This window comes from Embleya sp. NPDC020886 (assembly GCF_044333915.1).
Classification (GTDB): Bacteria; Actinomycetota; Actinomycetes; order Streptomycetales; family Streptomycetaceae; genus Embleya.
Genome location: NZ_JBIRRX010000013.1, coordinates 177,980 through 191,132, shown reverse-complemented (window position 1 = coordinate 191,132; position 13,153 = coordinate 177,980). Strand labels below are relative to the sequence as shown.

11 protein-coding genes are annotated in these 13,153 nt (G+C 70.4%); 5 read left to right on the top strand and 6 right to left on the bottom strand.

Translation table 11 applies throughout. The features are described 5' to 3' along the window. Position 1: 1 nt before the first annotated feature. The gene (locus tag ACH4U8_RS35245) at positions 2-781 is read right to left on the bottom strand and encodes a hypothetical protein (RefSeq protein ID WP_360309295.1); all 780 of its coding nucleotides are present in this window, start codon (positions 779-781) and stop codon (positions 2-4) included. A gap of 574 nt (positions 782-1,355) precedes the next feature. Here ACH4U8_RS35245 and ACH4U8_RS35240 point away from each other — a divergent pair. Together ACH4U8_RS35240 and ACH4U8_RS35235 are read left to right on the top strand one after the other, a co-directional pair. Beyond that, a complete protein-coding gene (locus tag ACH4U8_RS35240) occupies positions 1,356-2,747 on the top strand; it encodes a glycine betaine/L-proline ABC transporter ATP-binding protein (RefSeq protein WP_360309297.1) in 1,392 nt (463 codons plus the stop codon). After that, positions 2,740-4,626: an ABC transporter permease/substrate binding protein gene (locus ACH4U8_RS35235; RefSeq protein WP_395782457.1), complete on the top strand. Its 1,887-nt coding sequence runs from the start codon at positions 2,740-2,742 to the stop codon at positions 4,624-4,626. Before ACH4U8_RS35240 ends, ACH4U8_RS35235 begins: the two co-directional genes overlap by 8 nt. 82 nt (positions 4,627-4,708) lie before the next feature. Here the strand turns inward: ACH4U8_RS35235 and ACH4U8_RS35230 are convergent, their stop codons facing one another. Together ACH4U8_RS35230 and ACH4U8_RS35225 are read right to left on the bottom strand one after the other, a co-directional pair. Then, a complete protein-coding gene (locus tag ACH4U8_RS35230) occupies positions 4,709-5,836 on the bottom strand; it encodes a hypothetical protein (RefSeq protein ID WP_395782456.1) in 1,128 nt (375 codons plus the stop codon). A 22-nt stretch (positions 5,837-5,858) separates the two neighbouring features. Further along, complete coding sequence (locus ACH4U8_RS35225; protein WP_360309303.1) at positions 5,859-6,095, bottom strand: LapA family protein; 237 nt, start codon at positions 6,093-6,095, stop codon at positions 5,859-5,861. Positions 6,096-6,273: 178 nt separating this feature from the next. Here ACH4U8_RS35225 and ACH4U8_RS35220 point away from each other — a divergent pair, with 178 nt between their 5' ends. After that, on the top strand, positions 6,274-7,896 hold the full coding sequence (locus ACH4U8_RS35220; protein WP_395782455.1) for an MDR family MFS transporter: 1,623 nt from the start codon (positions 6,274-6,276) through the stop codon (positions 7,894-7,896). A 76-nt stretch (positions 7,897-7,972) separates the two neighbouring features. On the opposite strand, the gene ACH4U8_RS35215 is transcribed toward ACH4U8_RS35220, so the two are convergent. From ACH4U8_RS35215 to ACH4U8_RS35205, 3 genes are all read right to left on the bottom strand, one after another. After that, positions 7,973-8,830: a 3-hydroxybutyryl-CoA dehydrogenase gene (locus ACH4U8_RS35215; RefSeq protein WP_360309307.1), complete on the bottom strand. Its 858-nt coding sequence runs from the start codon at positions 8,828-8,830 to the stop codon at positions 7,973-7,975. Positions 8,831-8,889: 59 nt separating this feature from the next. Next, a complete protein-coding gene (locus ACH4U8_RS35210) occupies positions 8,890-9,150 on the bottom strand; it encodes a PIN domain-containing protein (protein ID WP_395782454.1) in 261 nt (86 codons plus the stop codon). Between the two features lie 162 nt (positions 9,151-9,312). Then, complete coding sequence (locus ACH4U8_RS35205) at positions 9,313-10,128, bottom strand: SDR family oxidoreductase (RefSeq protein ID WP_360309311.1); 816 nt, start codon at positions 10,126-10,128, stop codon at positions 9,313-9,315. A gap of 135 nt (positions 10,129-10,263) precedes the next feature. On the opposite strand from ACH4U8_RS35205, the gene ACH4U8_RS35200 reads away from it, so the two are divergent. Together ACH4U8_RS35200 and ACH4U8_RS35195 are read left to right on the top strand one after the other, a co-directional pair. Continuing rightward, positions 10,264-10,758, top strand: coding sequence for a pyridoxamine 5'-phosphate oxidase family protein (locus ACH4U8_RS35200; protein WP_360309313.1), 495 nt, complete (start codon positions 10,264-10,266; stop codon positions 10,756-10,758). A gap of 118 nt (positions 10,759-10,876) precedes the next feature. Then, positions 10,877-13,096 carry an acyl-CoA dehydrogenase gene (locus tag ACH4U8_RS35195; protein ID WP_395782453.1) on the top strand — a complete coding sequence of 740 codons (2,220 nt, stop codon included), beginning with the start codon at positions 10,877-10,879 and terminating at the stop codon, positions 13,094-13,096. The last annotated feature ends 57 nt before the right edge of the window (positions 13,097-13,153 follow it).

Here is a 13,153-nt window from a genome sequence, read left to right as displayed (position 1 = left end):
TTCAGATGCCGCTGACCGGCACCGATCCGGCGGCCAGCAGGTTGCGCCGACCGGCCTCGCTGAGCGCGGCGGCCAACTCGTCGTTGCCGGTGTGGATGCCGATCGTGCCCACCGGGGCGGCGAACAGCAACACCACGCCGTGCGTCTTGGCCGCGTTCAGCCACGCCTCGGGCACCTCCGCCGGGGACTGCGCCTGCCACCACGCCTCGGTCCGGCCGCCCGCGCCGGGGAAGAGCACCGCGGTCAGGTAGCCGTCGGTCATCTGCACCGACCAGCCGCCGAGCAGCGGCGGCAGGGTCTCGTCCGGCGTGGCGATCGGCGCGAATCCGCGCTCGCCGAGCAGGGACAGGAACTCGTCCTGCGCGCCCGGCGTGCCCGGCCGGGCCACGGCGGCGCCGGGCTCGACCACCAGCGCCGCGTAGGTCACGCCCGCGCACACCACCATGCTGCCGGTGATCGAGATCGGCACCGGACCGCCGGGCACCACCGTCTGCACGGCCGGCCCCGGATTGGCCTGCGCGGCCAGCAGCGGCTCGACCGCCGCCTCGGACACCGGGATCACCTGCGAGGGGATGCAGCGCGTGTGCGCGAACGCGAGCACCGCGGTCTCCTCGGCCAGGTACAACAACGCACTGGTCTCCACGGAGGTGGTGTCGCCCTCGCCGCGGCACGAAGCGCACGCGTAGGTCTGGGGGCCGGTCTCCCCGGCCACCAGGCGGGCGGCCTCGTCGTCGCCGATCTCGGCGCGGACCTCGGGGCTGACGTCGAGCAAGCGTGACACGGAAGGCTCCATCGGTAGGGGTGCGTGCGACAGTGGGGGATCGCCGCCTGCGTTCTCGCGCCGGGACGTTACCGCCTGGTGACGTTGTGTCACCTGGAGAATGCGCGAACGTCACTCCTATGGGGCATGTGCGCCCCGGCCGCGCCACGGCCATTCGGGGGACGGCGCCGGAGTGCACGCCCGTGCGTGACGGTCGACTCGGAGAGTTTGGAGAGGTCGGCATCGGATGTAGGTTCGATGGGCGAGAGACATGAATACGGAGAGGTGAATCTGGTGTTATCTCATTAATTCGGACATTTCCGAATGGATTGATGAGATGAGAATCTCCATATGTTTCTCATCGGAACGACTCGGGCAAGTCACGCCCGGTAACAAATGCGGGATACAACTTTTCCGGGTTCGGACCCGGAACGGGCGTTCGACCCCGGACGTGCGCCGCTGCCGTGACGTTTCTGCGGCGGCCGTACTCCCGCAATCGCAGCCCGCGGCGCCGGTGCCCTCATCACGGCGGTGCTCCGGCGCGGAACCGAAACAGATGGTTCCGTTTCCCCGCGGCCTTAACGACGAGGTATGTGTGTCCAGACTCAGGGCCGAGGGCCTGTACAAAGTTTTCGGCCGGCGCGCCGACGACGCGGTTCGGCGGCTTCGCGCCGGCGAGAGCCGTGACGACGTACGCAAGAGCAATGCCACGCCGGCTGTCATCGACGTCTCGTTCGACGTCGCCGAGGGCGAGATCTTCGTGGTGATGGGCCTGTCCGGTTCGGGCAAGTCGACGCTGCTGCGCATGCTCAACGGTCTCCTGGACGCCACGGCAGGCGCCGTCTACATCGACGACCGGGATCTGACCTCGTTGCCCGCCAAGGAACTGCGCGACGTGCGCGCCCGGCGCATCAGCATGGTCTTCCAGCACTTCGCGCTGTTCCCGCATCGCACGGTGCTGGAGAACGCCGGCTACGGGCTGTCCGTGCAGGGGGTGCCGGCGGCCGAGCGCGATCGCCGGGCCCGCGAGGCACTGGCCCTGGTCGGGCTGGCCGGTTGGGAGGAGTCCGCGCCGGGCGAGTTGTCCGGCGGCATGCAGCAGCGGGTCGGCTTGGCCCGCGCGCTTGCCACGGACGCCGACATCCTGCTGATGGACGAATCGTTCAGCGCGCTCGACCCGCTGATCCGTCGCGAGATGCAGGACCAACTCCTGGAACTCCAGGAGAAGTTGCACAAGACCATCGTGTTCATCACGCACGACCTCAACGAGGCGATGCGGCTCGGTGACCGGATCGCGGTGATGCGCGACGGGCGGGTGGTGCAGATCGGCACCGCCGAGGACATCCTGACCGACCCCGCGAACGACTACGTGGCGTCCTTCGTCGCGGACGTGGACCGGACCCGGGTGCTGACCGCCGGTTCGATCATGGAGGACTCGCGCGCCACGGTGACGTGCGGCGAGGGCCCCCGGGTCGCGATGCGCACGATGCGCGAGGCGCAGACCACGGCGGCCTTCGTGGTGGACTCGCGGGAGAACGGCCGTCGGCTGCTCGGCGCGGTCACCGACGTCGCGGTCACCGAGGCCGCGCGGATCGGCGAACGCAGTGTCGGGGCCGATCCGAGCCTGGACGTGGTCACGGTGACCCCGCAGACCCCGGTGGCCGAACTGTTCACGCCGTGCGCGGAGAGCAGATTGCCGCTCGCGGTGGTCGACGAGGGCATGCGGCTGGTCGGGGTGATCCCCCGGGTGAGCCTGCTGGCCGCGCTCGGCAACGCGGCGCAGAGCGGATCGGGCGACACCGAGGGCGGCACGCTGGGCGTGACCGACACCGGCAGCGTCAAGATGCTGGTGCCCGCGGGACCGGCGGAGAAGTTGCTGCCCGCGGGTGTGGCCGGCGCGGCGCGGCCCGTCGTGGCCGGCCCGCTCGTCCCGGCTCCGGCCGGCGAGCGGGTCGTCGGCGAGGGCGAGGTGCGCGACGATGCCTAGGATCCACGTGGGCGACTGGGCGGAGAGCCTGGTCGACTTCATGCGCGACCACTTCTCCTGGTTGTTCGACTTCATCCAGAACGTGGTGGGCGGTGCGATCACGCACCTCGCCGACTGGCTGACCGACTCGCCGCTGCCGGCCGTGGTCGTGTTGTTCGCGGCGATCGGCTGGGCGGTGCGCGGCCTGCTGTTCGGGCTGCTCGCGGCGGTGGGGTTCCTGCTCATCGACGGCCTGGACATGTGGAATCCGGCGATGTCCACGCTGGCCCTGGTGCTGGTCTCGGCGGGGGTCGCGCTGCTGATCGCGATCCCGCTGGGCATCCTGACCGCGCGCAGCCGCGCGGTGGGCACCGTGGTCAAGCCGGTGCTGGACTTCATGCAGACGATGCCGGCCTTCGTGTACCTGATCCCGGCGATCACGTTCTTCGGTATCGGTGAGGTACCGGGCGCCGTGGCCACCGTGGTCTTCGCGCTGCCGCCCGGCGTGCGGATGACCGAGTTGGGCATCCGCAGCGTGGACGCGGAGATGGTCGAGGCCGGTGAGGCGTTCGGCACCAGCGAGTGGCGCATTCTCAAGGACATCCAGTTCCCGCTCGCGTTGCCGACCATCATGGCCGGCGTCAACCAGGTCATCATGTTGTCGCTGTCGATGGTGGTCACCGCCGGCATCGTCGGCGCGGGCGGCCTGGGCAGCGAGGTGTTCGGCGCGTTGTCGAACAACAACGTGGGCCTGGGCGTCGAGGCCGGTGTCGCGGTGGTCGTGCTCGCGATCTACCTGGACCGTACGGTCAGCGCGGCCGGCCGGCGGGTCGAGGCGCGGGCCGAACGTTCGGCGACCGAGCGTGCGGCCGACGGCTTCACGCCCAAGTGGCTGCTGGACTGGCGTCCGCGTCCGGTCGTCGCGGTCGGCGGCGTGGTCGCGGTCGCGCTGGTCGCCGGGCTGCTGGGCGGCTTCGGCCTCGGCGCGGCGGAGGACGGTCGCAAGAAGATCACGATCGGCTGGATCCCGTGGGAGGAGGACGTCGTGGTCACCAACATGTACAAGCAGTTGTTGGAGAAGCGCGGCTACGACGTCACGCTCAAGCAGCTCGACGTGGGCCCGCTGTTCCAGGGCATCGCGCGCGGCGACATCGACCTGTTCCTGGACGCGTGGTTGCCCACGCTGCACAAGAAGTACCTGGACGAGTACGGGTCCAAGCTCGAACAGATCGGGCAGTGGTACAACAACGTCGACGTGCAGCTCGCCGTCCCGAAGAACCTTCCGTACGACTCGGTCGAGGATCTCAAGGGACACGAGAAGGAGTTCGACGGTCGGATCGTCGGCATCGAGCCCGGCGCGAACATCATGGACCTGACCGAGAAGAAGCTGATCCCGGACTACGGGCTCGACTTCGACCTGGTCAAGAGCAGCACACCCGCGATGATCGCCGAGTTGGACCGGCAGATGGCGGCGGGCAAGCCGATCGTGGTGACGATGTGGCGTCCGCACTGGGCGTACACGAAGTACGACATCAAGCCGCTGGCCGACCCGAAGCAGTCCTATGGCGCGCCGGGGTGGATCAGCTCGATCGGTCGCCAGGGCTTCGCGAAGGACTTCCCCGAGGTGAACACCTGGGTGAAGAACCTCAAGCTGGACGACTCGGTGCTCGGGCCGCTGGAGAAGAAGGTCTTCGTCGACTTCGAGGGCAAGCCGAACGCCGCCGCGGAGGGGGTCAAGGCATACCTGAAGGAGAATCCGGAGGTCGAGAAGAAGTTCCTGGCGGACCTGCCGCCCGCGGGTGGGGAGCAGCCGAGGAAGCCGGATCAGGGTGGACAGGGCGGGAGCGCCCGGCCGCAGTCGTTGCCGGCGCCGACCCGGGAGTCGGCGGGCGTGAGCTGACGGTTCGGCGCCTCGGCCCGACCCGGTGAACCGACGACGGGGCCGCCGCACGCAAGTCGTGCGGCGGCCCCGTCGTCGTCGGTCAACGGCGGATCTGCCAGTCGGCGTTCGCCGGGATGGGTTCGCACTTGTAGCCCCAGCGCGAGGCGCCGTCGGCGAACGCCTTGAAGAAGGTCTCGGTGGGTTGGCCCAGGGTCAGGCCGGGGGGATCCTCGCCGTTGTGCCGGCTGAGTTGGTACGCGACGGTGTGGCCGTCGCACATGCCGAGCACCTTGCCCTCGACGGTGCCCGCGAGTTGGGCGTCGTTGGGGACACCGCCGGTGGGCAACCGCTCGGACAGCGTGGCGCGTTCGCCGGGGATCTCGGCGCCGGGGGCCAGGTAGCCGTGCACTATGGCGAAGGACAACACCCGCTTGCCGTCCAGGAACAGGTCGCAGCCCTGGATCGCGCCGGGCCCCTCGGGGGTCGCGCTCGCGCTCCAGCGGGCGCGTTGGCCGCCGGCCGCCTGCGGGCCGAGCGCGGCGGGCTCCAACATGCCGCACACGGGCGCGTCGGTGATCGGCTTCGGTTCGGTCGCGGGCTTGATCTCGCCGGGGCGCGGGGTCGGCTTCTCGTTGCCGCAGCCGGCCGCCTTGGCCACGCCGTTGGCCAGGTCGACGGCCAGGTCGGCCAACTGCTGCCGTCGGTCGGGCGGAGCCGGTGCGCCGGCCGGGCCGATGGTGCGGGCGCGGACCAGCATCGGCACCGGTTGTTCGACGTTCTGCACCTTGCAGTTCTGGACGAGCCACGCGTCGTCCGCACCGGCCATGCCGTACAGATCGTGGTCCTTGTCGCCCAGCGGCGCGGACCCCGTCGTGGTCAGTCCGGGCAGTTGCACCCGTTCGGCGCCCGCCATGTTGAACAGGTACGCCGAGCCGATGAAGGTCTGGTCGCCGGCCGAGACCTGGCAGCGCAGCACCGGGTAGTGCTCCTCGGGCGGCTGGTCCTTGTTGGTGAACGCGGGCGCCGCCGGCAGCACGGCGGTCACCGCCGGGGTGGGCAGGATGCCGGCGCACACGGTGGCGCCGACCGGGGTGGTGTTCGAGCCGGTGGGGGTGACCGAGGTGGGTTCGGCGGTCGGCGAGCCCGTGCTCGAACAACCGGCCACGAGCACGCCGGCGGTCACCAGGATCGCCACGGATACGGCCGGACGAAGCCTGGAGCGAAGCATGCCGCTCAGGATATCGGGCCGCTCAGCCGCGGTTTCCCTTCACCCACCAGCCGGTCAGCACGCCGGCCGCGAAGGTGCCGGCCAGGACGATCCACATCGGCGCGGCGACGGTGGGAATCCAGAACCGGATCGTCGCCGAGGCGGTGTTGGCCAGCACGAACCAGACGGCCAGTACGACGATCACCGCGATGCCGATCGTGCGGTAGGACACGCCGCCGACATTGCCGCCCGTACCGCCGGATCGAGGGGTCTTTGCCATGCCGCGATGCTATTTGCGTGATCGCCCGATCACGGTGAGGCGCGCCGACTTGACCATCTCTTGAAAGTTGCTTGCAGCAACAAAGGACGCTATGGTTGTAGCAAGCAACGAGTGTCGGGGGTGGGGAAGCCGCGTCCGGGCGCAGAGCATCCGAGGCAAGCGAAGCAAAGGGGAAGGTATGACCGACGCACCGGCGGCGGAGATGGCGGCGCAGCCGATGTCGCACCGGCAGATCATGGAGGCCCTGTCCGGGCTGCTCCTGGGCATGTTCGTGGCGATCCTGTCGTCCACGATCGTGTCCAACGCGCTGCCGCGGATCATCTCCGACCTGCATGGCAGCCAGACCTCCTACACGTGGGTGGTCACCGCCACCCTGCTGGCGATGACCGCGACCACCCCGATCTGGGGCAAGCTCGCGGACCTCACCAGCAAGAAGCTGCTGGTCCAGCTCGCGCTGGTGATCTACGTGGCGGGCTCCGCGTTGGCCGGCCTCTCGCAGAACACGAGCATGCTGATCGGCTGCCGGGTGATCCAGGGCATCGGCGTCGGCGGCCTCACCGCCCTCGCGCAGGTGATCATGGCCGCGATGATCTCGCCGCGCGAGCGCGGTCGGTACAGCGGCTACCTCGGCGCCACCTTCGCGCTCGCCACCGTCGGCGGTCCGCTGATCGGCGGCGTCATCGTGGACACCCCGTGGCTGGGGTGGCGCTGGTGCTTCTACGTCGGCGTGCCGTTCGCGGTGGCCGCGATCGTGATCCTGCAGAAGACCCTCAAGCTTCCGGTGGTCAAGCGCGAGGTCACCATCGACTACCTGGGCGCGACGCTGATCAGCGCCGGTGTCTCGCTGCTGTTGGTGTGGGTCTCGCTGGCGGGCAAGAACTACGCCTGGGTCTCCTGGCAGACCGCGGCCATGGTGCTCGGTTCGCTGCTGCTGATCGCGCTGGCGATCCGGGTCGAGGGCCGGGCGAAGGAACCGATCATCCCGCTGTGGTTGTTCAAGGAGCGGACCATCGTGCTCGCCGTGCTCGGCAGCCTCGCGGTGGGTCTGGCGATGATGGGCTCCTCGGTCTTCCTCAGCCAGTACTTCCAGATCGCCCGCGGCAAGTCGCCGACGGTGTCCGGTTTGATGACGCTGCCGATGATCGGCGGCCTGGTGCTGGCCTCGACCGTGGTCGGCAAGCTGATCACCGCGACCGGCTTCTGGAAGCGCTACCTGGTGATGGGCGGCATCTCGCTGACCATCGGCCTGGCCCTGATGAGCACCGCTCGCGCGGACACCAACCTGTGGGTGTTGGGCGTGTACATGTTCGTGCTCGGCATGGGCGTCGGTGCGCTCCAGCAGAACCTGGTGCTCGCGGTGCAGAACGCGGTGCCGATCCACCAGTTGGGGGCGGCCAGTTCGGTCGTCGCGTTCTTCCGCAGCCTCGGTGGCGCGGTCGGCGTCTCGGCGCTGGGCGCGGTGATGGCGACCAAGGTCACCGGCTACCTGTCCGACGCGGGGCTCAAGTCCGGTGCGGGTGGCGGGGGCGGTATCCCGAACGTGCATCACCTGGCGGAGCCGGCGCGCGGCATCGTGGAGACCTCGTACGGGCACGCGGTCGGCGACATCTTCCTGTTCGCGGCCCCGTTCGGCCTGCTCGCGCTGGTCGCGGTGCTGCTGATCAAGGAGGTGCCGCTGCAGACCGCGCAGGCGGTGGTGGTGGCCAAGGCCGAACCGCCGGTGCCGGTGCCGGTGCCCGCGACGGGCGGGCAGTCGGCGGCCGCGGTACGGATCGACAAGGTCGAGGCGCGCACGCCGTAGCGCCGGCGAAACGGGAAAACGCGAAACGCGGCTCGGGTCCACCCCGAGCCGCGTTTCGCGTTTTTCGGCGCGTCGCTCAGTACTGGTAGAAGCCGCGACCGGTCTTCTTGCCGAGCAGCCCCGCGTCGACCATCCGCAGCAGCAGCGGCGGCGAGCTGTAGAGCTGCTCCTTGAACTCGTCGTAGAGGCTGTCCGCGACCGCCTTGATCGTGTCCAGACCGATCAGGTCGGTCAGTCGCAGCGGGCCCATCGGGTGCGCGCAGCCGAGCACCATGCCGTTGTCGATGTCCTCCGCGGAGGCGAAGCCGGACTCGAACATCCGGATCGCGGACAGCAGATAGGGCACGAGCAGCGAGTTCACCACGAAGCCGGCGCGGTCCTGCGAGCGGATCACCGTCTTGCCGAGCACCTCGCCCGCGAACGCCTCCGCGCGGGCGGCCGTGCTCTCGTCGGTGAGCAGCGAGGGCACCAGTTCGACCAGCTTCTGCACCGGCACCGGGTTGAAGAAGTGGATGCCGATCACCTGCTGCGGCCGGGCGGTGGCCATGCCGAGTTTCATGATCGGGATCGAGGACGTGTTCGACGCCAGGATCGCGTCCTCGCGCACCACCACCTTGTCCAGCGTGGCGAAGATCTGTGTCTTGAGCTCCTCGAGCTCGGCCACGGCCTCGATCACCATGTCCCGGTCGGCGAAGTCGCCCAGGTCGGTGGTGTACGTGATCCGGGCCAGCGCCGCGTCCCGATCGGCCTCGGCGAGCTTGCCCGCCTTCACGCCGCGGTCCATCGACTTGGTCACCCGAGCCTGCCCGGCCTCCGCCGCGGCCGTACTCGTCTCCGCCACCAACACGTCCAGTCCGGCCTTCGCACAGACCTCGACGATCCCGGCCCCCATCAGCCCGGCCCCTACCACCCCTACACGCCGTACATCGGACACCGCGTACTCCTCGCTCCACTTACTGCCGTCGGCCTCCCGGGCATCCTCTCAGGTGCGGGTCACGCCTCGTCGACGCGCTGGACCGGTTGCTCGGTGAGCTTGGCGATGACGTCGAAGTCGCGATCGAGGTGCAACAGGGTCAATCCGTGGTGGCGTGCCGTCACGGCCACCACGAGATCCACCACGCTCGCACTCTCGTGCCGACTCGAATTTCCCAGGGCTCTTTGCAGCTCGGCGCTTTCGGACCAGACCGAATCCGGCACGAGGTGGTACGGAAACATCTCGGTAAGGAAATGATCGGCTTGGTGGAAGTCGGCCATTGCCGCACCCCTTGGTATATACGAAATCGGGAAGAGTACATCTCCATGGGGGCGGGAGGGGGCGGGTTCTTCGGTGGGGTGTGTGGATCCCGGGGTGTGGCTTGGGGTGGTGGGGCTCGTGGTGGTTCGGGGATTCGGCCTTGTGGGTGAGTGTGGTTTCGCTCAGTGGGGGGCTGCCGCCATGTCCGGGAGGGGGTAGGGGAACTTGGCGCCGACCGCGCCGTCGACGGTGAGGGTCTGGCCGCTGACGTAGCGGGACAGGTCGCCGGTCAGGAAGAGGAGGGGGCCGGCGATGTCGGCGGGCAGGGCCACGTCGCGCAGGGGGGCGTTCGCGGCGTTGGCGGCGCGGCCGGGTTCGCCGAGGTAGGCGGAGACGCGCGGGGTCCAGACGACGCCGGGGGCGACCGCGTTGACCCGGACGCCGGCGGGGCCCAGTTCGACCGCGGCGGAGCGGACCAGGGAGATCAGGCCGGCCTTGGCCGCGCCGTAGGCCGCGTGCATCGGGGCGCCGGTCAGGCCGGAGACCGAGGCGACGAAGGTGATCGCGCCGCCGCCGTGCGCGGCCAGGTGCGCGCCGCCCAGTTGCAGGGCGAGCAGGGCGTGCCGGAGCACGATGTCCTGGTGCCAGGTCCAGTCCTCGTCGGTGGTGGAGAGCAGGTCGGCGTACCGGCTCATGCCGATGATGTCGACGATCGCGTGCGCTCGGCCCAGCCGCGCCTCGACGTCGGCCCACAGGCGGGTGACGTCGGCGCGCGAGGTCGCGTCGCCGGACCAGGCGAGGCCGTCGACCTCCGCGGCGATGTCGGCGGCCAGGTCCGGCTCGCGGTCCACCGCGAACACCCGCGCGCCGGACTGGGCGAGGGCGTGCGCGGCCTGGCGACCGATGCCCTGGCCCGCGCCGAGCACGACGACGCCGCGTCCGTCGAGCCGGAGCCGGGCCGGGTAGTCGGGGACGTCGGAGTCGTCGGTTCGGGTCATGGCGCCGACGCTAGGCAGGACCTGACGCAGTGTCAATCATGGTGGGGAGGCGGGCCGGCGCGGAACTGACGGTCTGTCAATCATGCTCCCGGCGTGGCAATGTTTGACCCAAGCAATCAAAAAAGGGGAGTCCGCATGGGCGAGCACATGGGCCACGGCGTCAAGCAGCGCGACCGGGTCCGGATGACCGAGCAGGAGATCGCCGCGTTCCTGGCCGAGCGCCACTCGATGACGATGTCCACGCTCAGCGCCGACGGCAGCATCCACTCGATCGGCATGTGGTACGGCTTCCTGGAGGGCGAGGTCGCCCTGGAGAGCAAGGCCCGCGCGCAGAAGGTGCTCAACGTGCGCCGCAACCCGACCATCACGTGCCTGGTCGAGGCCGGCGAGTACTACGAGGAGTTGCGCGGCGTCTCCATCGTCGGCAAGGCCGAGGTGGTCGAGGAGCCGGAGCGGATCTGGGAGCTGGGGGTGAGCGTGTTCGGCCGCTACGCGGCGCCGTACACCGAGGAGATGCGCCCGGCCGTGGAGATGATGCTGAACAAGCGCGTGGTGATCAAGGTCGTCCCGGACCGGATCGTGTCCTGGGATCACCGCAAGCTCGGCCTGCCGTCCACCCGCCCGAGCTGACGCCCACCCGCCGACCCCGCCGCCGACCGCAGGCGGGGACGGATCTGGCAACGCCGGATCCAGTCAGGTAGCCTGTCCGCTTACTTGATCGAGACAAGTATTGGTGAGGGAGTACACAGTGCCGATCGGATTCGCCACCGAGCACCAGGCGTTCGCGGAATCGGTCGCCGGTTTCGTCGCCCGCCACGCCTCGATCGAGGCCACCCGCGCAGCCGCCGACGAACTCGGCGCCGGCGCCCTCCCCGACTGCTGGGACGCGCTGGTCGGCCAGGGGCTGACCACCGTGCACCTGCCCGAGGAGCACGGCGGTGCGGGCGCCGGCGTACTCGAACTCGCCGTCGCCCTGGAGGAGGCCGGCCGCGGCCTGCTGCCCGGCCCGTACCTGTCCACCGTGCTGACCGGCACCGTCCTGGCCCGCTGCGCCGGCCCCGAGGTCGGCAAGGCGCTGCTGCCGCGATTCGCCGAGGGGGCCACCGGCGCGGTCGCCGTCGTCCCGAGCCTGACCGCGCACCGCACCGAGGCCGGCTGGCGGATCGACGGCGTCGCCGAACCGGTCCTGGGCGCGGTCGGTGCGACGTATCTGCTGCTCGGGGCGCGGGTCGAGGCCGCCGAACGGGACGAGCAGATCTGGTTCGTGGTCGAGCCCGGCGCCGAGGCGGCCATCGAGATCGTCCCGCTGGACCCGGTCGACCTCGCCCGCGGCGTGGCCCGGGTGCACGCGCACGACCTGGAGCTCCCGGCGTCCCGGGCGCTGACCGGGATCGACGCCGCCATGGTGCGCGACCTGGCCGCCGTGCTTGCCGCCGCCGAGGCGGTCGGCGTGGCCCGCTGGTGCTTCGAGACCGCGCTCGCCTACGTCAAGATCCGCGAGCAGTTCGGCGTCGCGGTCGGGTCGTTCCAGGCGATCAAGCACAAGGCCGCCACGCTGTTCACCAAGCTGCAACTGGCCACGGCCGCGGCCTGGGACGCGGCCCGGGCGGCCGACGACGTGGTCGCCGACGCCGACGAGCAACTGCGTCTGGCCGCCGCCGAGGCCGCCGTGGTCTGCCTGCCGCTGGCTCGCGAGGTGGCCCTGGACTGCATCACCATGCTCGGCGGCATCGGCTTCACCTGGGAACACGACATCCACCTCTACTGGCGCCGCGCGGTCTTCCTGGCCCAGTGGCTGGGCCCGGCGGGGGAGTGGACCGCACACCTGGGCCGCGCCGCGCTGGCGAGCGTCGGCGGCGGCCCCACCCGGCGCTTCGACCTCGAACTCGACGAGGGCGACATCGCCGCCTTCCGGGCCGAGGTGGCCGCGCACCTGGCCGAGGCGAACACCCTCGCCGAGCCCGCCCGCCGGCGGCGGCTGGCCGAACTCGGCTACGTCTCCCCGCACTACCCCGAGCCGTACGGCATCGCCGCGAACCCGGCCCGGCAGGTGGTCATCCAGCAGGAGTTCGCCCGGATCGGGCTGACCCAACCCAGCACCATCATCGGCGAGTTCGCGCTGCCGACGATCATGGCGCACGGCACCGACGCGCAGCGCGACGCCTACGTGCCGGCCACGCTGCGCGGCGAGATCGTCTGGTGCCAGTTGTTCAGCGAGCCGGGCGCGGGCTCCGACCTGGCGTCGCTGAGCACCCGGGCGACCCGGGTCGACGGCGGCTGGCGGCTGAACGGCCAGAAGGTGTGGAACTCCAAGGCGCACGAGGCCCACTTCGGCATCTGCCTGGCCCGTACCGACCCGGACGCGGCCAAGCACAAGGGCATCACCTACTTCATCGTGGACATGGCCACGCCCGGCATCGACGTGCGTCCGCTCAAGCAGTCCAACGGCCACTCCGAGTTCAACGAGGTCTACCTCGACGACGTGTTCGTCGCAGACGACCAGGTGGTCGGCGAGGTGCACGCGGGCTGGCGGATCGCCCGCACCACGCTGGCCAACGAGCGGGTGATGATCGCCGGCGGCCCGGGCATGCAGGCGTTCGGCAAGCTGCTCGACGACATCGGCGAGACCGGCGCCGCGGACACCTCGCTCGCGAGTCGACTGGGCGCCTTCGCGGCCGAGCACTTCGCGCTGCGTGCGCTGACCCTGCGCTCGACGCTCCAGCAGTTGTCCGGGCTCAACCCGGGCGCCGCCTCCAGCGTGCTCAAGCTCGCGGTCACCGAACACCAGCGGGCCGTGGTCACCGCGCGGCTGGACCGGATCGGCGCGGCCGGCACCCACCACGCCGACCTCGGCGGCGAACTGCTCACCGCCTACCTCTCGCTGCCGGCGGTCCTGCTCGGCGGCGGCACCCGGGAGATCCAGCTCAACGTCGTCGCCGAACGCATCCTGGGCCTGCCCAGGGGCTGACCGGCGGCGCTCGCCCGGGCCGGGTCCGGGCCCGGCGTTCGGCTTTCCGTCCCGGCA

Bases quoted from the DNA above. Each gene is read 5' to 3' on its own strand.
- ACH4U8_RS35235 (WP_395782457.1), top strand. From the start codon at position 2,740: ATGCCTAGGATCCACGTGGGCGACTGGGCGGAGAGCCTGGTCGACTTC.
- ACH4U8_RS35230 (WP_395782456.1), bottom strand. From the start codon at position 5,836: ATGCTTCGCTCCAGGCTTCGTCCGGCCGTATCCGTGGCGATCCTGGTG.
- ACH4U8_RS35225 (WP_360309303.1), bottom strand. From the start codon at position 6,095: ATGGCAAAGACCCCTCGATCCGGCGGTACGGGCGGCAATGTCGGCGGC.
- ACH4U8_RS35220 (WP_395782455.1), top strand. From the start codon at position 6,274: ATGACCGACGCACCGGCGGCGGAGATGGCGGCGCAGCCGATGTCGCAC.
- ACH4U8_RS35210 (WP_395782454.1), bottom strand. From the start codon at position 9,150: ATGGCCGACTTCCACCAAGCCGATCATTTCCTTACCGAGATGTTTCCG.
- ACH4U8_RS35205 (WP_360309311.1), bottom strand. From the start codon at position 10,128: ATGACCCGAACCGACGACTCCGACGTCCCCGACTACCCGGCCCGGCTC.
- ACH4U8_RS35200 (WP_360309313.1), top strand. From the start codon at position 10,264: ATGGGCGAGCACATGGGCCACGGCGTCAAGCAGCGCGACCGGGTCCGG.